Here is a 21,879-nt window from a genome sequence, read left to right as displayed (position 1 = left end):
ATCTTTCACTCCTTAATCTTCTGCTAACCAAGTACGAAGCAGAACAACAAATTCATCCGGCTTGCTTCGCGCCAATTTTTCAAGCTGTTTTCTGACCACAACCTGATCTCCGTCTTCCTGATAAATCAGATCCGGAATTTCGGTAGGTTGACCAGGTGCCAGCAAATCGGACATTTCTTCTTCCTGCTCCAGCTTCGCTTGATTGCGGCGGCGGATGATGAGGAAGGCAACAGCGGCGAGTGCCAAAACGGCAATACCACCAACGGTCCACAATACAGCTGGACTGAGTGCGCTGGATTCTTCGACAGCCACTTTTCCAGAGAACTGACGCGGAAGAACGGAAATATGCTTGTCCAGTTCTTCTTCGCTCAAATCGACAGCCTTGTCGCTTAACGTTACACGCACAACATTGCGCAGCACTTGCTTGATGCTTTCAAGTGTAGCCGCATCCAATTCTGTGCCATTCGGAGGCTCAACCCCGACGTTGATCGTCAAGTCTTCGATTTTGTACGGGCTCAACGTAATATTCCGAGTAAACCGATTGACTTCGCGATTGATTGTATCATTCAACTCTTCATACTGGCTGTTGCTTCCTTGAGGATTGTTCCCCGGGTAGTTTGGAACGGCATTCGCGCCTGTACCTGCGATGCCCCCTGGCGGTTGGCCTTGACCCGAGAAAGCTTTTGATAATTTTTGAGAAGAGATGATAAGTCCTTCGTTGTTCTCTTTGTCAGGCGCTTCCACGAGATTTTCCACGCGAGTTTCTTTATCAAAGTTCATTTTGATAAAAGCGTGAACAATCACTTTATCGCGACCCATGATTGTACCAAGCAGGTTGTACAGATTTTGTTGAATCTTCTTCTCAACCTCGGACTTGATCGCTTCTTGTTGTTTAAAGCTGCTCAAGCTTCCTTCTGCTTCTTCGCCTTCTGCGCGCTCCAGCGGATTCGAATATTGGTCCGTAATGGCAATCGCATCGATCGGCAACTTCGGAACGCTTCGGGAAACGAGCAGGTAGAGCGAGTTAATTTGCTTTTGCTCCAGGGTCGTGCCTGGTTCTACATCGACGATGACGGAAGCAGTTGCCGTATCCGGTGTCTCTGTTACCCAAACGCTTTCCTGTGGCAGTGTAATCATTACCTGTGCCGAGCGAACGCCTTTTACTCTTTCAAGCATCTTGCGCAGCTCTTGTTGCAAGGCTTCTTTTTTCATCACATCGAACTGTCTGTCCGTAACACCCAACGTATTGGAAAAAACTTCGGAGTTGATGCCTGCTTGGCTGGGGATTCCTTGTGCGGCAAGATCGACAATGACGTCTTGGGCCATTTTTTCCGGTACTTCAATGCTTGTCCCATTTCCAGTAATCCTGTATGGAATTTGCTGACCTTCCAACTCTTTCTTGATCGCGCCGATTTCCTGTTCACTAAGTCTCTGATCGTAGAGTGGCTTGTAGACCGGCTGAGAAGCGATGTATATGTATAAGCCCAGCGAAATTAACAGAAAAAGCGAGATTCCGACAATCATCCATTTTTGCTTTTTGGAAAACTGGTTCCATTTAGACGTAAGCTGATTTCTGTATAAAGCTAAACGTTCGTTCATGTTTCACCTCTCACTGGATAAAACGACAATCAAATCGGCATGCGCATGATTTCTTGGTAAGACTCAATCACTTTATTCCGGACTTGCATCGTCATTTGCAGCATCACGGAAGCTTTTTGGCCTGCAACAGTCAGTTGGTGCAGATCCGTAATTTCGCCAGCCGCGAATTTGTCTGCCAGATTGGCCGACTCTACCTGCGCCTGATTCACCTGGTTCATGGCGTCTGTCAAAAAAGCGCCAAATTCTTTTGTGACTTCCGCGGTGGTTGGCATTTTGTTTGCGACAGGCATCTTGACCGGAACCGCTTGTGAAAGTGCGTTTATGTCCATCTTTTACTGTTCACCCGCTTTATTTGATTTCCAATGCCTTCAACATCATCGCTTTCGTTGCGTTTAAAGCAGTGACGTTCGCCTCGTAGGATCGCGAAGCGGAAATCAGGTCCACCATTTCCTTCATCGGATCAACGTTTGGCATGAGCACGTAGCCGTCTTGATCTGCATCCGGATGGGAAGGATCGTATACGCGCTTGAACGGAGTGTTGTCTTCTTGAATCGCTGTGACCCGCACCCCTTGTTCTCCTCCTCTGCCAGACACCGTCCCAACCGCCGCTTGCAGAAAGCTGTCGAATGACTCGCTTGAGCGCGGTGACATTTCGATCATTTTTCGACGGTACGGTTGCCACTTGCCATCGACAAAAGTTGCGCGCGTCGTTTCTGCATTCGCAATATTCGACGCAATCGTATCCAGGCGCAACCGATTTGCAGTCAAGGCTGAAGCACTTGTATTAATTCCTTGAAACAAGCTCATCGTTATTTCCCTCCACCCTCAATGACACTGCGCAGTTTCTGGAAATGGCCCGCAGTCAGCTGCGTCAGGCCGCTATACCAGATTTGGTTTTTCGCCAGCTCCGTTGTCTCCGACTCCAAGTCCACATCATTCCCACTGTTTTGAACGTAGCTATTCGGATTGGAAACGACCTGTGGCATCGCGAACCCGCCAGCGTTGCTAAATGGAATGTGGCGTTCATTGGTTCGATAGGCCGCAAGCTTTCCAGTTCCTATTTTCCCATTTAGTTCCTCTTGCAGATAGCCCTCAAAAATTACCTGTTGACTTTTGAATTGAGGGGTATCGATATTGGCAAGATTGTTTGTGATCGTCCGATGGCGCAGTGTAGCGGCGTTCATCGATCTCTCAAGGACCTGCAGATGATAACTATCCAGCATGTAGCCTTCTCCCCCAATATGTGTCAATTCGTTTTCGCAAATCTGCCTATAATTCCTGTATTTTCGACAGCCAAGATACGATTCAATCATAGCAAAATCGTAATAGTGAAAAAAGCCCCTATTGATGGCGATTTTCAAAATGATTCAATGGCACTAAATCCCTGAACTTTCCTGTTTTTTTACTTGTTTTTACATGCAAACCATATTCAATGCGCTGTGATTGCACTTATCCCGAAAAATCAATGCATAATTTCTGGTAAAAGATTGTCGGACAGTGTTGCAACTAGGTATAATTACCCATGAAAAAAGGTACAGCAACGGCTGTTGCTATACCTTGAAGTTCACTTTGGCTAAACTTTTATTCTAGAAAATCTTACGAGGTTTTCAGCTTTTCCAGTTCAGGAAGCAGCTTTTCATTCAATACTTTAATGAATGTTCCTTTCATCCCCAGGGAGCGGGATTCGATTACGCCCGCACTCTCCAGCTTGCGCAGCGCGTTCACGATAACGGAGCGGGTAATGCCGACACGATCCGCAATTTTTGACGCTACGAGCAAGCCTTCCTTGCCTTCCAGCTCTTCAAAGATGTGCTCGACAGCTTCCAATTCACTGTAGGACAGGGAACCGATCGCCATTTGAACGACAGCCTTGCTGCGCGCTTCTTCTTCAATCGCTTCAGAACGCTCGCGCAAAATCTCCATTCCTACTACGGTTGCGCCCACTTCTGCCAGGATCAGGTCATCGTCCACGAATTGATCGTTGATGCGGCCGAGAATCAGCGTACCGAGGCGATCGCCACCACCCATGATCGGAACGAGAGTCGTCCAACCGGAGCGGAATACATCTTTCATTTCCACAGGGAAAATGGTGTATGGGCTTTCTACGTCCAGGTTTGCAGACGTTTCTTCCACTTTCAAAAGACCTTGGCTATACTCTTCCGGAAAACGGCGCTCTTCCAGCATTTTGCGCATACGTCCGTTATCCATCTCTTGGTGGATCGCAAAGCCAAGCAGCTTCCCTTTGCGGCTTACGACAAACGTATTTGCTTCAATCACATCGCTCAATACTTGCGCCATTTCATTAAAATTAACGGCATGACCCGCAGATTTTTGCAACATGCGGTTAATTCTTCTAGTTTTCGACAGTAGATCCATCTGTATTTCCTCCCAATGTATGTTACTACCTATCCAATGCTTACAAAATGTATTGACTCAAGTCTTTGTTCCCCGCGATTGTTCCCAGCTTTTGACGGACGTAATCCGGGGTGATCTGTACAACTTCCAGATGAATTTCCGGGGCTTCAAACGAGAGATCCTCCAGCAGCTTTTCCAGTATGGTGTGCAAGCGTCTCGCGCCGATATTGTCTGTACTCTGGTTCACTTCAGCAGCCATTTTGGCGATCTCCTGGATGGCTTCCGGCGTAAATTCCACTTGAACTCCCTCTGTTTCCAACAGGGCGACGTACTGTTTGAGCAGCGCATTTTTCGGTTCTGTCAAAATTCGCACAAAATCTTCGATGCGCAAGCTCGTCAGCTCGACCCGAATCGGAAAACGTCCCTGAAGCTCAGGAATCAGGTCGGACGGTTTGGCCATATGGAATGCTCCGGCTGCGATGAACAGGACGTAATCTGTTTTCACAGGTCCGTACTTCGTCATGACCGTAGAGCCTTCCACAATCGGCAAAATATCCCGTTGCACACCTTCGCGGGATACGTCCGGACCACGTCCGTCCTTGCCCGCAATCTTGTCGATTTCGTCGATAAAGATAATGCCATGCTGTTCAGCCCGACGAATCGACTCCTGCGTAACTTCGTCCATATCCACCAGTTTTTGCGCTTCCTGCTGAATTAATACCTTTCGGGCATCTTTAATTCGCAATTTTCGCTTCTTCGTCCGTTTAGGCATCAGGCTGCCGAGCATATCCTGCATTTGCATCCCCATTTGTTCTGTACCCGGAACTTGGAACATGTCAAACATGTTTGGCGACTGATCTTCTACATCTATCTCGATCATTTGTTCTTCCAGCTGTCCATTCGCCAGTTGCCAAGCCACCTGCCTGCGCTGTTGCAGGACGGAAGCCTCTTCCTGGTCATGCGACTCTTGTTGTTGCTGCTGTTGTCCGCCGAACAGCATCTCCAGCGGATTTTTGAACGAGCTTTGCGGTTTGCGGGATGGAACCAGCACATTGACGATCGCTTCATTCGCGAGCTTTTCTGCTTTTTCTTTCACTGACTCCATTTTTTCCTGCTTCACAGTTCGGATGGAGGCTTCCACCAGATCTCGCACCATCGACTCTACATCGCGTCCTACGTAGCCAACTTCAGTAAACTTGGTCGCCTCTACCTTGATGAACGGCGCGCCGGTTAATTTGGCAATGCGGCGGGCAATCTCGGTTTTACCCACCCCGGTTGGCCCGATCATCAAAATATTTTTAGGAACGACCTCGTCAATCATCTGTTCCGGCAAAAGGCTGCGCCGGTAACGGTTGCGAAGGGCTACAGCTATCGCTTTTTTCGCTTGTGCCTGCCCGACGATGTATTTGTCCAGATGCTCTACGATCTTACGCGGAGTTAATTGCTCAAGATTCAGCACAGAAGTTCCTCCCTTTCGCTCAATTCAACTCATCCACCACAAGATTGTTGTTCGTGAACACGCAAATCTCGGCAGCAGTTCGAAGTGATGCTTCTGCAATTTCTCGGGCACCAAGATGCGGCGCATATGTTTTCAGCGCGCGCCCGGCAGCAAGGGCAAAGCTGCCGCCAGAGCCAATCGCGAGAATGCCGTCATCCGGTTCGATGATTTCCCCGTTCCCGGAGATGAGCAAAAGATGCTCTCTGTTGCCCACAATCATCATGGCTTCCAGGCGGTGCAGCACTTTATCCAGCCGCCACTCCTTCGCCAGCTCGACAGCCGCTCGCTGAAGGTTGCCGTGGTATTCCTCAAGCTTGCCTTCAAACTTTTCAAACAGCGTGATTGCGTCAGCAACTGAGCCAGCAAAACCTGCTAAAACTTCTCCACGATAGAGCCTTCTTACTTTTTTAGCACCATTTTTCATGACCATGCTGTTTCCAAAGGTAACCTGACCGTCTCCGGCCATTGCGATTGCCCCATTGTGCGAAATAGCGAATATGGTTGTTGCGTGAAACTGTTCCATTACTGATTCCTCCCGTTATGTCCGTTTGGCGGAACCTGTACTATTCGGGTTAGCCCGCGGGTGAGCGGTGTCATATACATGGCGAAGTCGCTCCTTGGTCACATGCGTGTATACCTGTGTCGTGGAGACATTGACATGTCCCAGCAGTTCTTGGACCGTACGGAGGTCAGCCCCTCCATTTAACATATGGGTCGCAAACGTATGACGAAAGGTGTGCGGTGAGACACGCAAATGAGAAGCGCACATATCTACGTATTTGTCTACAATCCGGCGAACACTGCGGTCAGATAGCGGTTCTCCGCGATAATTGACCAGCAGGTTGCCGTGATCTACTCTTCCGGCCAACAGTTTTTCTCTTCCATACTCTAGGTATTGCCTAAGAACATCGCAGGCATAACTTCCCACAGGCACATACCGCTCTTTTGCCCCTTTTCCATATACAAGCGCGACGCCCATGCTCGGATTGATGTCGTCAACTGACAAGGTCACCAGTTCCGAAACGCGCATGCCGCTCGCGTACAACAGTTCAAATATCAGCCGATCACGTATTCCTAAAGGCGTTGATGTATCTGGCAGATCAAAAAACTCTTGAACCTCTTGCGGATACAAAAAGGAGGGGAGTTTCTTCTCCATTTTCGGAGTGGAGACGAGTTGAAATGGATTTTGTTCCAGCTGACCCTCACGCAACAAAAATCGATACAAGCTTCGCAAGCTGGAGAGCTTACGCGCAACACTTCGCCGGGATAACCCCCTGCCCGCCAAGTGTGCGAGAAAGGATCGACCATGCAAATAAGAAACAGCAGCAAATACGGAGATTTGGTGCTGTTCCATAAAGGAGACAAATTCGCTGATATCTGCCATATACTGCTTTACCGTATGAGGAGAGGCGTTTTTTTCTACTCGCAAATAACGGGTAAACATCGCAAGATCCGCAGAAATTTGTTGCGAAATGTCCATATGGGATGCACCCTCCTCGAAGCACCTATATAGTAACACAGACGAAATTCGGATATCAACGTTAATTGTGTCGTTATTGTGTAAAATTCTGAATTGTATCTAGCGCCCGCTCAGCGAGCTTTTCGTTTTTCTCACGCTTGTTTCGGATGCGTTCTGGCCACTCTGGAACCAGTCCGAAATTCGCATTCATCGGCTGGAAATGTTTCGGATCAGCCGTCGTAATATACCGCGCCATGCTGCCCATTACCGTTTCAGGCGGGAGGACGATCAACTCTTCCCCTTTTGCCAGTCGCGCAGCGTTGATGCCTGCGAGCAGTCCGGATGCAGCCGATTCCACATAGCCTTCCACTCCGGTCATTTGCCCTGCAAAGAACAATGTATCGCGTTCCTTGTACTGATAGGTCGGACGAAGCAGCTTGGGAGAATTGATAAAGGTGTTGCGGTGCATGACGCCGTAGCGCACGATTTCGCAGTTTTCCAGTCCCGGGATGAGCGAGAAGACGCGCTTTTGCTCAGGCCACTTCAAATGGGTTTGGAAGCCGACGATGTTGTACAAAGTAGCCGCTCCGTTGTCCTGGCGAAGCTGAACGACTGCATACGGCTTTCTGCCTGTGCGGGGATCGGTCAAACCGACTGGCTTCATCGGTCCGAAAACCATCGTTTGGCGTCCGCGCTTTGCCATTACTTCGATCGGCATGCAGCCCTCGAAGAAAATTTCTTTTTCAAATTCCTTCAGCGGAACAGCTTCGGCTGCGATCAGCTCATCGTAGAAGCGATTAAATTCTTCCTCTGTCATCGGGCAGTTCAGGTAGGCAGCCTCCCCTTTATCGTAACGGGAAGCGACAAACACTTTGTTCATGTCGATCGAGTCTTTTTCGATAATTGGGGCTGCAGCATCATAGAAATATAGGTATTCTTCCCCAGTCAGCTCTTTCAGCTTTTGGGACAAGGCTGGCGATGTCAGCGGGCCAGTCGCAATGACGACAATCCCGTCAGCCGGGATGTCCGTGATCTCGTCGGTGATCACTTCAATCAGTGGATGATTTTTCACCGCATCGGTAACGTAGCCGGCAAACTCATGTCGGTCTACCGCGAGTGCTCCACCCGCCGGAACGGCGCAACGGTCAGCAGCCCGGATAATGACCGAGTCCAGCCGACGCATTTCTTCTTTTAATACGCCGACTGCATTGGTCAAAGTGTTCGCTCGCAAGGAGTTGCTGCAAACCAGTTCCGCGAATTTGTCTGTATGATGGGCAGGCGTTTGGGTTTTCGGCCGCATTTCGTACAGCTTGACAGGAATCCCTGCCTTGGCGATTTGCCAGGCAGCTTCACTTCCTGCCAACCCTGCGCCTACGACTGTGATAGTTGGTGTTGTCATGCTGTTTTTCCTCCAAGCTACAAATTGTACCTCGTCCAATCAGGAGTCTGCTTCTTCCTGGTAATCGCATTTGGTGCAGACGACGCTGACCCCTTGCTTCTTGCGCTTTTTCTCTACCATCAGGCTTGAGCATTTCGGGCAAGGACGGGCAATCGGTTTGTCCCACGATACAAAATCGCATTCCGGGTATTGGTTGCAACCGTAAAAAATACGGCTCTTTTTAGATTTACGTTCAATAATGTGTCCGGTTTCACATTGTGGGCATTTTACTCCCGTTTCTTTGACGATCGGTTTCGTATTCCGGCAATCCGGGAAGCCGGAACAAGCGAGGAACTTGCCAAAACGTCCGAGCTTGTAGACCATCACGCGACCACAAAGCTCGCAGGTTTCATCAGACTCTTCGTCTTTCAGCTCGACTTCCTTCATCTCTTCCTCGGCTACGGCTACCCGCTTGGCAAAGCCTCCGTAAAACGCATCGAGAATGTTGACCCAGTTGGCAGTACCTTCCTCGATCTCATCCAGATCAGACTCCATGTGAGCCGTAAATTCCGCATTGAGAATCTCCGGGAAAAACTCCTCAATCAAAGTAATGACGATCTCACCCAACTCCGTCGGAATAAAGCGTTTTTCCTCCAAAGCGACGTAGCCGCGCTTTTGGATTGTTTCCAAGGTAGGCGCATAGGTAGAAGGCCGTCCGATGCCGCCTTCTTCCAGCGTCTTGATAAGACGTGCCTCGGAGTATCGCGGCGGCGGTTGCGTAAAGTGCTGAGCCGGGGTGATTTCTTGATGTTCAAGGGTCTGCCCTTCATCAATCGGCGGCAGGAAGCTTTCTTCTTCTGTCCCGTCATCGTTTCCTTCTATATAAACCTTCATAAATCCAGGGAATTTCACTTTCGAGCCAGTCGCCCGGAACATGATGCCCCCTGCATCTATATCCACACTCATCGTATCGAGTACAGCCGAAGACATTTGGCTGGCGAGAAACCGTTCCCATATCAGGCGATACAAACGCAACTGATCCCGCGACAAAAATTCTTTGATTTCATCCGGTGTGCGAGACACAGACGTAGGACGAATCGCTTCGTGCGCATCCTGAGCGTTTTCTTTTTTGGCCTGGACGCGAGGTTCAGCCGGTATGTAATCAGCGCCGAATTTTTCCTGTATGTACTCTTTCGCTTCATTTTGTGCGGTTTCGGATAAGCGTGTCGAGTCTGTACGCATATACGTAATCAAACCGACTGCGCCTTCCTTGTTGCCAACATCGATCCCCTCGTACAGCTCCTGGGCGATGCGCATGGTCTTGGCCGTACGGAAATTCAGTTTGCGGGCTGCTTCCTGTTGCAAGGAGCTGGTGATGAACGGCGGAGCCGGATTGCGTTTGCGTTCGCGCTTGATCACCTTTTGCACGACAAACGGCTGGTCCTTCATTCTGTCCAACACTTGTTTGACATCTTCTTCGGATTTCAGCTCTACCTTTTCGTCCCCATAGCCGTAAAACTTCGCTTCAAACTCTTTGCCATTGCTTGCGAGCTTGGTGGCAATCGTCCAATACTCTTCAGGAATGAACGACTGAATTTCACGTTCCCGATCCATGATCAGCTTGACCGTAACTGATTGAACGCGCCCTGCACTCAAGCCTTTGCGCACTTTTTTCCACAAAATCGGACTGATGTTGTAGCCGACAAGCCGATCCAGAATGCGGCGGGCTTGCTGGGCGTTGACCAAATCCATATTGATGTGTCGCGGATGCTTGAACGCTTCTTTGATCGCGTCTTTCGTGATTTCGTTGAACACAACCCGAAGCGGCTGGTTCAAATCCAGATTCAGATACTGCGCCAGATGCCAGGCAATTGCTTCCCCTTCGCGATCCGGGTCGGCAGCCAGATAAACTTTTTTCACTTTTTTGGCGGCATCCTTCAAGCTCTTGAGTACATCGCCCTTGCCGCGAATCGTTATGTATTTGGGTTCAAAGTCATGATTGACATCTACCCCCATCTGGCTTTTCGGGAGGTCGCGCACATGACCCATGGACGCTTTCACGATATATTTGCTTCCCAGATATTTTCCAATGGTTTTCGCTTTCGCAGGGGATTCTACGATTACGAGCGTATCAGCCATTTTTTTCCTCCCCTTTTAGTAAGGAATCTTCCCTATTATTAAATATGCTTATCCGATTTGTCAAACACTTGCAAGGGGTAGGGAGTTCGCAGCACATGTGACACAAGCCTCAACGCCGTGCAAAATACCCCCCTGGCAGGGCAGTCAGCGCCCCTTTTGCCTCCAGTCTGAGCATCAACTGATGGATGCTTTTGCGTCGATCCGGTTCCAATTGCTGAACAATCTCGTCTACATGAACGCCATCGTACGTTATCGATTCTACGATTGCCTTTTCTTCTGGAGACAGCTCGCTGTCATGGCTCTTTTTGGCAGTTGCTGTTCCAGACGGCACATCTGGTGGCAATACAATCGGCAATTCCTCCAAAATGTCGCTTGCACTTGTTACTAGCTTTGCACCTTGTTTGATCAAGTTATGCGGGCCAGCGCTCAACGATGAAAAAATAGGTCCGGGAACGGCAAAAACGTCGCGTCCTTGCTCCAAAGCACAGTCAGCTGTAATCAGCGATCCGCTTTTCTCTGCCGCTTCTACAACCAAAACACCCAAACTAAGTCCGCTAATCATTCGGTTTCTTTCCGGAAACAACCCGGGAAAAGGAGGCGTATGCGGCGGATACTCAGACAAAAGTAGTCCGAAAGATTCAATTTTTTGATAGAGCGCTTGATGTCTCGGCGGATAAACATGATCGAGTCCACATCCGAGCACGGCAATCGTTTTTCCTCCTGCCGCAAGAGCAGCCTGATGCGCTTCCCCATCGATCCCGTGCGCCAAGCCGGAGACAACGGCAAGACCTGCACGCACCAGCTCCTTCACCAAAAACGCACTGCTGGCCCGCCCGTATGGCGTAGGCTTCCGCGAGCCCACAACGCCGATAGACGGCACTTCAAGCAGCTTGCTATCCCCACGGTAAAACAAGGTCAATGGCTGATCAGGAATATGGCGGAGCGAAGCAGGATACGCTTCGTCCCACACGCACAAGAAACCGACTTTTTTCGCTTCCCGTTCGCCAAGCATCCGCTCGACTACAGCTGGATTGGTTTGCGCATCAACTTGTTGAATTAGCTCGATCGACAGCCGCAATTCTTCTCCGACCAAACGCCATTCATCGACAGCATTCTGCAAAGAGCCTGCCAGCTCATGAATTTGTCTAATTTTTTTGCGACCCAGGCCAGAGATCATCGTCAGGATGAACAACCAGTCTCGCTCGCTGATTTTCGGTTTACGCATGCAAAACTCCCTCCCGCGGAACGCCGTTTGGTGTAACGGTTTCGAGAGTCATTGTACCGAAAGACAGCGGCCTCCTTCAAAAAAAGAAAAAGTGGACAAGCCTGTGCCTGTCCACTTCTGCTATCTTCGTTCTTATTTGTTGAGAACTTTGTCGAGCATACCGCGCTCTGTCAACAGTTCTACCAGTGTTTCACCGATAACTGCTGGCGTTTTCGCTACGCGAACACCGCACTCTTCGAGCTTGGCGATTTTCTCAGCCGCAGTACCTTTACCGCCGGAAATGATCGCACCAGCGTGGCCCATGCGTTTTCCTGGAGGCGCAGTTTGTCCGCCAATGAAACCTACAACTGGTTTTTTCATGTTCGCAGCGATCCATTCAGCTGCTTCTTCTTCCGCAGTACCACCGATTTCACCAATCATGATCACTGCTTCTGTGTCTGGATCTTCGTTGAACATTTTCAGTACATCGATAAATTCCATACCTTTTACAGGGTCTCCACCGATACCAACAGCAGTGGATTGACCAATGCCGCGAGTAGATGTTTGGTGAACCGCTTCATACGTCAAGGTACCGGAGCGGGATACGATACCCACTTTACCAGGAGTATGGATGTAGCCAGGCATGATACCGATTTTGCACTCGCCTGGAGTGATAACGCCAGGGCAGTTAGGTCCGATCAGCTTGGTTTTCTTGCCTTCCATGTAACGTTTTACTTTTACCATGTCGAGGACAGGAATACCTTCGGTGATGCAGATTACGAGATCCAGCTCAGCGTCAACCGCTTCCATGATCGCGTCAGCAGCGAATGGAGGAGCAACGTAAATAACGGATGCGTTTGCACCAGTTTTTTCTACTGCTTCTGCTACTGTGTTGAAAATTGGAATACCGTCAACTTCAGTGCCGCCTTTACCAGGTGTTACACCGCCAACCATTTGTGTACCGTACTCAACGGCTCCGCGAGTGTGGAACAAACCTGTTGCACCGGTAATCCCTTGTGTAATTACTTTTGTATTTTTGTTAACGAGAATACTCATCGCGTATTTTTCCCACCTTTTTTAACGTATCTACTCGCAATTGCTTACTTTACCAAGGATACGATTTTCTCAGCGCCATCAGCCATGGATTCAGCTGCAACGATGTTCAGACCGGACTCATTGAGGATTTTCTTACCGAGATCCACGTTGGTACCTTCGAGGCGCACAACGAGCGGTTTGTCCAGTTGAATTTGTTTTGCTGCATTTACTACGCCGTTTGCAATGACGTCACATTTCATGATGCCACCGAAAATGTTAACGAAAATACCTTTAACTTTTTCATCGCGCAGAATGATTTTGAACGCTTCGGTTACTTTCTCTTCTGTAGCACCGCCGCCTACATCGAGGAAGTTGGCAGGGTCTCCACCGTAAAATTTCACGATGTCCATCGTTGCCATTGCCAGACCTGCACCGTTTACCATGCAACCGATGTTACCATCGAGTGCGATGTAGGACAGATCGAATTTGGACGCTTCGATTTCTTTCTCGTCTTCTTCATCCAGATCGCGCAGAGCTACGATGTCAGCATGACGATAGAGAGCGTTGCTGTCGAAGTTCAGTTTGGCATCGAGTGCCATTACTTCACCGTCGCCAGTAACAACGAGCGGGTTGATTTCAGCGATAGAGCAATCTTTGTCAACAAATGCTTGGTACAAGCTCAGCATGAACTTCGCTGCTTTGTTGATCAGTTCTTTTGGAATGTTGATTGCGTAAGCCAGGCGACGTGCTTGGAACGCATTCAGACCTGTTACCGGATCGATTACTTCTTTGAAGATTTTTTCTGGAGAGTGAGCAGCTACTTCCTCGATCTCCGTACCGCCCTCTTCGGAAGCCATCATAACAACGCTGCCAGTCGCACGGTCAACAACGACACCAACGTAGTATTCTTTTTTGATATCGCAGCCTTGCTCGATCAAAAGGCGTTTTACTTCTTTGCCTTCTGGTCCTGTTTGATGAGTTACCAACACTTTGCCAAGAATTTCGTTGGCATATGTACGAACTTCATCCAGGTTTTTCGCCACTTTTACACCGCCAGCTTTACCGCGGCCACCAGCGTGGATTTGTGCTTTTACCACAACTACTTGGGTGCCCAGTTCTTTCGCTGCTTCAACAGCTTCATCCACTGTGAACGCTACGCGACCTTCAGGAACTTTTACACCGTACTGCTTAAGTATCTCTTTACCTTGATACTCATGAATGTTCATTCTCCATCCTCCTATGGCAGATAAAGATCGGCAGGCTTTTAGACCGGCTAAAGACATCTGCGTCTTCCTCCGGTCGAAGCCTCCACTATCAGTGCAACGTAACTATTCTACGACAAAAAATGCAAAAGTGGTAGTAATATGTTGTCCTTATCGTGACCATAACTTCGAAACTTCATGAGGAACAACCATCATTTTCTAAGACTTTGAAACAATTTCCACTGATTTTCCGCGATTTCACTGTGAATATACCATTTTGCGTCCAGTTGAAAATAATTGGCGTACAAGACGACTTCGCGCTCTTTTCCATTCACAAAAAAGGAGAGGCGATACTGTTCGTGCCCCGGATCTTTCGGTGCTTCTTTTAACAAATCGGCTGCTTGTAAAAGCCGCACGGCCTGGTGTGCGATCCCTTGCTCCACTGTCGTTTTCTTACTTCCACTTCGATGTTTTCCGAAGCGGCAGCACCCGTAGCCGAAATTCGGATTTGGCTGGCCTTGAACAGCTGCTCAAACGTTTTGTCGCCTGTATCCGCGGGAGGAATCCACTCCGTCAGCTTGGAGAAAAGTCCTCCATCCACGCGAAACGTATGGGTTTCTTTTCCAAAAGGCACACTGATCAATGTCGGCGTGAGCACCGTCACTTCGAGCGGCCTGTCTGTTGCGTTGATTCGCATCTGGTAATTCGGATAGAGCGCGTATTGCTTGTTCGCTGCCCCCGGCTCAGGCGTGGCCGTTGCCAGCACCTTGCGGATCAGGTCCGCTTCTGCTTCGCCAAGCGCCCTCGTCTTGCCCAAATCGTCAGCCGAGAGCAACACGGTATCAATTTTTTGCGACAGCAAGCCTTTTCCTGTCAGCTTCTGAATCCATTGATAAAAAGCGACAGCGCCTGCTCCCCGATATGTATTTTCGCCAAACTGGCTGGCTCCTTCTCCTACCGCCACCACTAGCGGAGCTAACTGCTTCCGGTACAATACAAGCGTAAAACGCACGTCTTCCTGCTTCAAAGCTTCTTCTGAGAGCTGCAAATCCTTGCCTTGATTAGACAGTTCTTTCATGAAGGTAGGCAAATCCAGCATGACTTCCTGGCCGTCTGTGGACATGACTGTCGCCTTTTCTACGGCGCCTAGCTCCGTCTCGATGCGATCGTTCATGTCAGCTGGAACTTTGTCAGACTGCGCACAACCGGAAACAAACATGCTTGCAACCATCACGACTAACAAATAAGCACGCAAAGACGATACCATCAGCAACCTCCTTCGAGTATCAGCCCTGCCCGATGAATCTAGAGAAGTCCCAGTCGTCGGCTGATCTCACTGCCAAGTTTTCGTTTGACGTAAATTTCGCCAATCTGATGCGGGTCTTTTACCACAACCGAGCGATTGTTCGTGCGGATCACAACGTATTTCTCGCTGTTTTTGTCCAGCCCGCAAATCAGCTCGGAGGAAACCTCCACAAAAATAGCGACAACATGCTTTCCGTCGACTTTTTTCAGGGAGATTTTAGGGAAAGGTGTTAAAAATGGCGACGTCTTGTCCTGAATGTACTGAGTAATGGCCAAAAGGTATTTATCCGGGTCTCCGTATTGCTCAATCTCGTGATCAATGCCGCAAATGCTGCCTTCATCGGTAATTCCCAAAAAAAGATTGCCGTTGTTCGAATTGGCAAAGGCCACAACTGTTTTAATAATTCCGCCTTTGGACAGCAAAAAGTCGCGCTTGAACTCGATCATGTCGTTTTCGCCAAGAGAAGTTGCTACAACCGGATCATCGATGCGTCCAAGATAACGAAATCGGCTGATCGCTCCCAAACGGTATACGTATTCTTCGAAGATATCAGCAGGCAAAGACAGGTCTTCCAGACTCGCATCTGTATTCTGCCATAATTTATACGTCTGGGGAGCGAAGCACATGTCAAACAATACATTTCCACCCAAAGATCGTATGTTCATTCCGATGGAAGCAGGCTTTGTCACGCTGGGCTGGTAAGGAGGATCGTTCTCGACCTCCAGCACACCGGAGTGAAACAAATAGTCGAAATAGTGCCGAGGGAGCTTGGCATGCTGTCTGAGCAGCTCTCGTTCGGTTGTCCCTCTTCTCATCTCCTGATACAAGTCAAAACGCACAGATTGTCCATCCAGTCCGTGTACGATTGCAATTAAGGAACAAATATGGCGCATGGTTTCCCTCGTTCTTTTCTTTGGAATACTTGTCATTGTTTGGTCATATTTTAACGCAACTATTCGGAATTTGACCAGTTTTTTTCCGTGACTGACTTGTGACGGGCGGCTAACAGCACCGCCGGATTGGTTTGTCTGTTCACTCGTTTCCTGCTCTTAGAGAGGATGTCTGGTAGCTGTACAGCAAAGTCTGCAGCTTTAAAGACAGCCCCATGTCCCCTTTGATTTTCAATTTGCCCGTGACGAGGGCCGCAGCCGGATTAAGCGTTCCCTGTACCAGCTTGATGAAATTTTCGCCGGACAACTCCAGCGTGCAGCCTGCCTGCTCAGTAATCCCTAGCCGATAGGTCGCTTCATCGTTGCCGAATTTGATTTCATACGTCCCGTTCTCTTCCCCGCCAAGCACAAAATGATACACGGCGAAAAAGCCGCGAATCGGTTTGGGATTCGCCTTGATTTTTTGCGCAAGCTCGACCAGTGTTGCTTCTACAGACACATTTATCACCTCAGTCTCTTAGTCCAGCTTACCTCATCTCTGCCATTTTAAACAGTCCGTAGCATGGCTCAGGCCAGCAGCTTCTGCCTTTTTACCACATACAGCGCAAAAAAAGAAAGCCGGGCATCTGCCGGCTTATTTTACACGTACTGCTGTTCCGGTCGCTATGACCATCATCATGCCTTCACGGAGTGTTTCAAAATCGAGATCGACGCCTACTACTGCGTTTGCGCCCAGTGCGCGAGCTTTGTCCTTCATTTCTTTCAAAGCCATTTCCCGGCCTTCCGCCAGCTTGCTCTCGTACGATCCGCTTCTGCCACCGATGATGTCCGTAATCCCTGCCAAAAAGTCGCGGACTACGTTCGCTCCCATAATGACCTCTCCGCTGACAATGTCCAGATACGCTTCGATTTCTCTTCCTTGCACAGTGTTGGTTGTAGTAACAATCATGTAAATAGCCTCCCCTGACCGAACTCGTCTCGTTATGTCATTAAGAAATACGAATAAAAACAGAGTTGGTTTCACCAAGTGTATGCACAATCCTGTTCTCTTATCCGGCGCTTCTGTTACGAAGGAAGCGCCGAAGCAGTCTTCTGTGCTTTGATAGCAGAAGACTCAAGGCTTGCCTGGGCGATCAGTTCTCTCCAGGATCGTTTGAAAAAATCAGGATCTTCACATCCATTCACATGCCCAACGGCTGCGGAAACCGTGATGTCCAGCACGTTTGTCGGCCGGGAGATCAAATCGATATACTGCTCGATCAACGCGATTGGTGCAGTGGAGATCAGGACAAATTCATCCCCTGCGTAACGGCACAAATGGTCTCCCTGATCCTCGGCAATCGAGGAAAGCACAGCGGAATAGGTCCGGATGACATCATCACCGAACGGATGACCGTATTGCTTATTGACTCTGCCAAAGTCGTTCAAATCGATAAACAGCAAATGAAACGGAATCTGCTTACGCAAATAACTTTCCCCGATAAACTGGATATAAGGTGCCCGATACAAGCCAGAGAGCGGGTCCTTGTATTCCGCTATTTTCATTTCTACTGTTTCCTTGGTAATCATCCCGCTTACCTGCTCTTCGTCGAGGACAATCGCCAATTTGACATTTTCATTGAGAAAATAATGATGGGCTTCCCAAATATTTTGGTCCGCCAACAAATAATGCATTTGATTACACATAGCATCAGCGACAATTCGATTCGGATGAGCAGTGAGGACATCTCTGGAAGTCACTAATCCTACGAGCTCTCCATGGTCAATGACGACGAGCGAATCCATCTGGTACTGGCTCATAAGCCTTGCTGCGTGGGAGACGGATTTGTCAGAGGAAATGGAATGAATCGTTGGAATCATGATCTCTGAGATGTTCATAGCAAATCCACCTCGCGTTGTACCGACAATGCAATTTTCAGCTCAGATCGCAAAACCATGGATTCACTGATCATCCGCTCTGATTCTTCCAAAATAATTTTCATTAGCAATTTTTCGTCCATCATTTGCAAGAGCGAGTTTCTCAACAACACAGCTTCGATCTTGGGATGATCGATCTTCAGCAAAGTAAACTGCTCCGGCGACAAGGCTTCTGCCATTCTCCGCACTGCTTCCGGCCCGATTGGCGCTTTCCTCCCTATAATCAGCAAATCCTGCATGGGAGGGACTTCAAATTCAGATATTTTTAAGGAAAGGGTCGCTTTCCTCGAATATACACTACTATCACCAAACATTAGTAATTCCTCCAATTCTGCTCCCCCCTCTTAATCCTCCTGCAAACGGCCGGGCTTGCCAAAAAGGTATCCCTGACCCATTGCAATTCCCAATGAAGAGGCGCAAGCAAAATCTTCTTCTTCTTCAACTCCTTCGAGAATGAGTTGAGGTTCATGCTTGCAAAATTCGACAAACAGCTTTACGACTTTTTGTTTTTCTTGCGAAGTCGAAAGCTCCTTGGAATAAAAGCGATCGATTTTGATGAAATCCGGCGAAAGATCGGTAATCTTGTGAAAAATATTTGCTGCATCGCCTACATCATCCAAAGCGATCAAAAAACCCATTGCTTTCAATTCACTGATGCGTCGCGTAAAAACAGGTTCGTGCCAGCATTCTCCCTCCATGATGGACTCGTTGATCTCCAGCACGATTCGCGTCAAATACGGAAAAAAAGCTTGTCTGATCTCCTCGATGAACGCTGGAAACGAGTCCTCCACAATTGTGGTGGGAAAAATGTTCACAAACAGGAGTTCATGATTGTGCTCCATGGAAGCACGAAAAAAAGTCGAGAGCGCATGCCGAAATGATTGGGTGTCCAATTCCGGCAACTTTCGTTTTTCCTTGGCCGTAGAAAACAACAACTCCGGGTTCTGCCCCGCTTTGCTGCGCAAGAGCACTTCATACCCTATCCGGTTTTTTTCCGGAAATTGGCATATCGGTTGAAAGGCGTGGTAATACTCTCTTTTCTCAAATAGTTCCGCAATGCTCTCCATCAATTTTCCTTTCCCTTTCCTAGCAAATATGTACACAGAGAAAAGCTTTCCAAGTGTGAGGTGCATAGGATGTACGCCCAAACCATTTGGAAGTGCTGGGAAGTTCAACAAACAGTCTGGACCGTAAAAATGCCTCTCGACACTCTGGAAATCCTTTGACGAAAAAACTAGGCAAAAGAGATTACAAAATCCCTAAAACATTCGACATTATGTGTCTTTATTCCTATACATTCGCCATTATTTTGCAAATCCCTTTCCAAATCATACTAATTCGGCCGAAAAAAATGTGCTCCGGTATGACGTGTTCCTTTTTTCACAATGCTTTCCTTCGTTTTTTTCTATATGTATCAATTATTTTTCACTCATACTATGCTTTGCACATGTGGGCATTTGCTTCCTTTTTACATACAGTATCAGGAGACTTTTTCTTCCGGAAAGGACGATGGATCATGGCATTAAGCTCTACCTTCACTTTGCAAGTCCAAAGTGGGCATGTGTTTCCCATAGCACTTGAGGCGAATCCTACGACTGGTTACCAGTGGGCGCTATCCAATCCTGTAGACGAGCGCTTTCTCGTTTTCCAATCCACTGAATTTGTCCCTCCTGCCCAAGCGGCACGAATCGGGCAAGGCGGTCATCAACGCTTTGCGTTTCGGGCAATCAACCGCGGCGTGACTACTCTTTCTTTTAAATACTGTCGGCCTTGGGATCAGTCAGATTGCGCGAGCTTTGTCTTTTATATCGTGACGATTGTTTAGAGTGTCTGGGTCTGGGGCTAGGGCTGGGCACTGGGGCCGAAACTGACACTTGATAAACACGCACGCGCGTTCTATAGGACTGGTGTTATTAGCATGTTGAATAGTCTCGCTTCCTGCTTCCTGCGTTACAGTTAGAGTTAGGGTTACAGTTTCAGCTTCGGTTTCTGCTCTTGCCTCTTTTTTTAAAAACAGCCATGCCAGCCAAACAGCCCGCTCTAGCAGGTTAAAGCGGCACTCCCCTGTCCAGCGCCCTGTACCGGATCGCCTCCGCGACATGCGCTGCGTCAATGTGTGAAGAACCATCCAAGTCGGCGATCGTTCGCGCTACTTTGACGATTCTGTCGTAGGCTCTCGCACTTAATCCCAATGTCTCAAAAGCGAGCTGCAACATCTCTTGGCCTTCTTTGTCCAGCCTGGCAAAATTCCGCAGTTCTTCTGCATTCATCATGCTGTTAAAAGGATTTCCCGGTCGGTGCCGATACCTTTCGCACTGAATGGCGCGCGCCTGTTCAACTCTGGCTCGAATATCTTTCGACGTTTCTTCGGCTTTTCGATTGTGCAGCAGTTGAACAGGTACACGCGGCACCTCTATGTGCAAATCAATCCGGTCGAGCAACGGCCCTGACAGCTTGGAACGGTACTTGTGTATTTGCTGGGGCGAACAAGAGCATACTTGTTTTTCCCTGACAGCAAAAAATCCGCATGGACAAGGATTGCATGAGCCGATCAACAAAAATTGGGCCGGAAACGTAAACACCTGCTTGGCTCGTCCAATCGTAACCTTGCCCGCTTCCAATGGCTGGCGCAGCACTTCGAGGACATGCCGGGAGAACTCCGGCATTTCATCCAGAAACAAGATTCCGCCGTGAGACAGGCTGCATTCACCGGGTCGGGGGATTTGCGCCCCGCCGCCAATCAAAGCTGTTGCTGTAATCGTATGGTGGGGAGCGCGAAACGGCCGTTCTTCGATCAGTCCGCCCTCGCGCGTAAGATGGCCTGCGATACTGTATATTTTCGTCACCTCGTACGATTCATCCATCGTCATCTTGGGCATGATGCCCGGCAAGCAGTTAGCGAGAAGTGTCTTGCCACAGCCAGGTGGACCGACCAAAATCACGTTATGAAAGCCTGCTGCCGCAATTTCCAAGCCGCGTTTGACGAAATGCTGACCATAAACATGGGATAAATCGGGAGCGTGATTGGAATGGGAAATGTTGCGGAAGGTTGCTGGTTGTTCTGCTGTTTCTTGCCGATTTTGCGGCTGGAGTCCTTCTTTCCAGTAATGGACGGCTTCCGTTAAATTGCCAGCTGGCAAGACGATCATATCGACAAGCCGTGCTTCTGCTGCGTTGGTCTGCGGCAGGATGACGTGGGTAAAGCCTGTCTTTTTCGCTTCCAGCAGGATAGGAAGAACGCCGGAGACAGGGCGCAAAGAGCCGTCGAGTGCCAGCTCTCCGAGGACGAGAATACGTTCTGGTCTGGTTGCCAATTGTTTCGATGCAAGCAAAATTCCCAGCGCGATGGCAAGATCGAAGCCTGAGCCTTCCTTGCGCTGATCCGCTGGTGCCAGATTGACGGTAATTCGCTGCATCGGATATTCATAGCCTGCATTTCGCAAAGCAGCGCGCACACGATCGCGCGCTTCCTTAACCGCTGATCCGCCAAGCCCGACCAGATCGAACTGCGGCAATCCGTTGGCGATATCCGTTTCTACCGTTACCACCATTCCATCAATTCCGAAAACCGTTCCAGAATAACTGCATGCGTACATGTTTCTCTCCCCCTTCCCTTTTAAGAGTAGGAAAAGAAAGTGGGGGTGGGCAAGTTTATTGGTGAGGCATGGAGATTAGTGCAAAACGGCTGTTTCACTGCTTGGAATAAAAAGCGAAGGCGAGCAAGCTTATTGGTGGGCACGCAGATTAGTGCATAATGGCTGTTTCACTGCTTGGAATAGAAAGCGAAGATGAGCAAGCTTATTGGTGGGCACGGAGATTAGTGCAAAATGGTTGTTTCACTACTTAGAAGAGACAGTGAAGGTGGACATGTCTATTGATAGACACGGAGATCAGTGT

The 21,879-nt window shown here is 48.9% G+C and carries 22 protein-coding genes; 1 reads left to right on the top strand and 21 read right to left on the bottom strand.

Annotation, left to right across the window (positions count from 1 at the left end):
• Positions 1-12 precede the first annotated feature (12 nt).
• The 20 genes from fliF to IRJ17_RS15975 form a co-directional block, all read right to left on the bottom strand.
• Positions 13-1,599: a flagellar basal-body MS-ring/collar protein FliF gene (fliF, locus tag IRJ17_RS16070; protein WP_122965193.1), complete on the bottom strand. Its 1,587-nt coding sequence runs from the start codon at positions 1,597-1,599 to the stop codon at positions 13-15.
• A 29-nt stretch (positions 1,600-1,628) separates the two neighbouring features.
• Positions 1,629-1,928: a flagellar hook-basal body complex protein FliE gene (gene fliE / locus IRJ17_RS16065; protein ID WP_063227636.1), complete on the bottom strand. Its 300-nt coding sequence runs from the start codon at positions 1,926-1,928 to the stop codon at positions 1,629-1,631.
• Positions 1,929-1,947: 19 nt separating this feature from the next.
• Positions 1,948-2,406, bottom strand: coding sequence for a flagellar basal body rod protein FlgC (flgC, locus tag IRJ17_RS16060; RefSeq protein WP_122965192.1), 459 nt, complete (start codon positions 2,404-2,406; stop codon positions 1,948-1,950).
• Positions 2,407-2,408: 2 nt separating this feature from the next.
• Complete coding sequence (gene flgB / locus IRJ17_RS16055) at positions 2,409-2,822, bottom strand: flagellar basal body rod protein FlgB (RefSeq protein WP_122965191.1); 414 nt, start codon at positions 2,820-2,822, stop codon at positions 2,409-2,411.
• Positions 2,823-3,195: 373 nt separating this feature from the next.
• Positions 3,196-3,975, bottom strand: a complete 780-nt coding sequence (gene codY / locus IRJ17_RS16050) for a GTP-sensing pleiotropic transcriptional regulator CodY (RefSeq protein ID WP_005834266.1) — start codon at positions 3,973-3,975, stop codon at positions 3,196-3,198.
• Positions 3,976-4,015: 40 nt separating this feature from the next.
• Positions 4,016-5,413 carry an ATP-dependent protease ATPase subunit HslU gene (gene hslU, locus IRJ17_RS16045; RefSeq protein ID WP_063227640.1) on the bottom strand — a complete coding sequence of 466 codons (1,398 nt, stop codon included), beginning with the start codon at positions 5,411-5,413 and terminating at the stop codon, positions 4,016-4,018.
• A gap of 19 nt (positions 5,414-5,432) precedes the next feature.
• A complete protein-coding gene (gene hslV / locus IRJ17_RS16040; RefSeq protein ID WP_122965190.1) occupies positions 5,433-5,975 on the bottom strand; it encodes an ATP-dependent protease subunit HslV in 543 nt (180 codons plus the stop codon).
• 15 nt (positions 5,976-5,990) lie between these two features.
• Positions 5,991-6,932 carry a tyrosine recombinase XerC gene (xerC, locus tag IRJ17_RS16035; RefSeq protein WP_122965189.1) on the bottom strand — a complete coding sequence of 314 codons (942 nt, stop codon included), beginning with the start codon at positions 6,930-6,932 and terminating at the stop codon, positions 5,991-5,993.
• Between the two features lie 73 nt (positions 6,933-7,005).
• The gene (gene trmFO / locus IRJ17_RS16030; protein ID WP_242771101.1) at positions 7,006-8,310 is read right to left on the bottom strand and encodes an FADH(2)-oxidizing methylenetetrahydrofolate--tRNA-(uracil(54)-C(5))-methyltransferase TrmFO; all 1,305 of its coding nucleotides are present in this window, start codon (positions 8,308-8,310) and stop codon (positions 7,006-7,008) included.
• 39 nt (positions 8,311-8,349) lie between these two features.
• Positions 8,350-10,428 carry a type I DNA topoisomerase gene (topA, locus tag IRJ17_RS16025; protein ID WP_242771099.1) on the bottom strand — a complete coding sequence of 693 codons (2,079 nt, stop codon included), beginning with the start codon at positions 10,426-10,428 and terminating at the stop codon, positions 8,350-8,352.
• A 109-nt stretch (positions 10,429-10,537) separates the two neighbouring features.
• Positions 10,538-11,653, bottom strand: coding sequence for a DNA-processing protein DprA (gene dprA / locus IRJ17_RS16020; protein WP_242771097.1), 1,116 nt, complete (start codon positions 11,651-11,653; stop codon positions 10,538-10,540).
• A 132-nt stretch (positions 11,654-11,785) separates the two neighbouring features.
• Positions 11,786-12,688, bottom strand: a complete 903-nt coding sequence (sucD, locus tag IRJ17_RS16015; protein ID WP_122965185.1) for a succinate--CoA ligase subunit alpha — start codon at positions 12,686-12,688, stop codon at positions 11,786-11,788.
• 44 nt (positions 12,689-12,732) lie between these two features.
• A complete protein-coding gene (gene sucC, locus IRJ17_RS16010; protein WP_063227647.1) occupies positions 12,733-13,893 on the bottom strand; it encodes an ADP-forming succinate--CoA ligase subunit beta in 1,161 nt (386 codons plus the stop codon).
• A 361-nt stretch (positions 13,894-14,254) separates the two neighbouring features.
• On the bottom strand, positions 14,255-15,136 hold the full coding sequence (locus IRJ17_RS16005; protein ID WP_242771095.1) for a hypothetical protein: 882 nt from the start codon (positions 15,134-15,136) through the stop codon (positions 14,255-14,257).
• Positions 15,137-15,174: 38 nt separating this feature from the next.
• Entirely contained in the window at positions 15,175-16,068 is an 894-nt protein-coding gene (locus IRJ17_RS16000) for an AlbA family DNA-binding domain-containing protein (protein ID WP_122965183.1), read from the bottom strand.
• Positions 16,069-16,207: 139 nt separating this feature from the next.
• Complete coding sequence (locus IRJ17_RS15995) at positions 16,208-16,564, bottom strand: SCP2 sterol-binding domain-containing protein (RefSeq protein ID WP_122965182.1); 357 nt, start codon at positions 16,562-16,564, stop codon at positions 16,208-16,210.
• A gap of 135 nt (positions 16,565-16,699) precedes the next feature.
• Positions 16,700-17,014 carry a YbjQ family protein gene (locus tag IRJ17_RS15990; RefSeq protein ID WP_063227651.1) on the bottom strand — a complete coding sequence of 105 codons (315 nt, stop codon included), beginning with the start codon at positions 17,012-17,014 and terminating at the stop codon, positions 16,700-16,702.
• A 116-nt stretch (positions 17,015-17,130) separates the two neighbouring features.
• On the bottom strand, positions 17,131-17,943 hold the full coding sequence (locus IRJ17_RS15985) for a GGDEF domain-containing protein (protein ID WP_242771093.1): 813 nt from the start codon (positions 17,941-17,943) through the stop codon (positions 17,131-17,133).
• On the bottom strand, positions 17,940-18,311 hold the full coding sequence (locus tag IRJ17_RS15980; RefSeq protein ID WP_229049700.1) for a hypothetical protein: 372 nt from the start codon (positions 18,309-18,311) through the stop codon (positions 17,940-17,942). Before IRJ17_RS15980 ends, IRJ17_RS15985 begins: the two co-directional genes overlap by 4 nt.
• A 15-nt stretch (positions 18,312-18,326) precedes the next feature.
• Complete coding sequence (locus IRJ17_RS15975) at positions 18,327-19,049, bottom strand: EAL domain-containing protein (RefSeq protein ID WP_173598882.1); 723 nt, start codon at positions 19,047-19,049, stop codon at positions 18,327-18,329.
• A gap of 449 nt (positions 19,050-19,498) precedes the next feature.
• Here IRJ17_RS15975 and IRJ17_RS15970 point away from each other — a divergent pair, with 449 nt between their 5' ends.
• Positions 19,499-19,807, top strand: a complete 309-nt coding sequence (locus tag IRJ17_RS15970) for a protease inhibitor I42 family protein (protein ID WP_122965179.1) — start codon at positions 19,499-19,501, stop codon at positions 19,805-19,807.
• 223 nt (positions 19,808-20,030) lie between these two features.
• Here IRJ17_RS15970 and IRJ17_RS15965 read toward each other — a convergent pair whose 3' ends face one another.
• A complete protein-coding gene (locus tag IRJ17_RS15965) occupies positions 20,031-21,578 on the bottom strand; it encodes a YifB family Mg chelatase-like AAA ATPase (RefSeq protein WP_242771091.1) in 1,548 nt (515 codons plus the stop codon).
• Between the last annotated feature and the right edge of the window lie 301 nt (positions 21,579-21,879).

Origin of the sequence: Brevibacillus parabrevis (assembly GCF_022701015.1) — a bacterium.
In the GTDB taxonomy this organism is placed as follows: domain Bacteria; phylum Bacillota; class Bacilli; order Brevibacillales; family Brevibacillaceae; genus Brevibacillus; species Brevibacillus parabrevis.
This window is presented reverse-complemented; position numbering and strand designations above follow the sequence as displayed.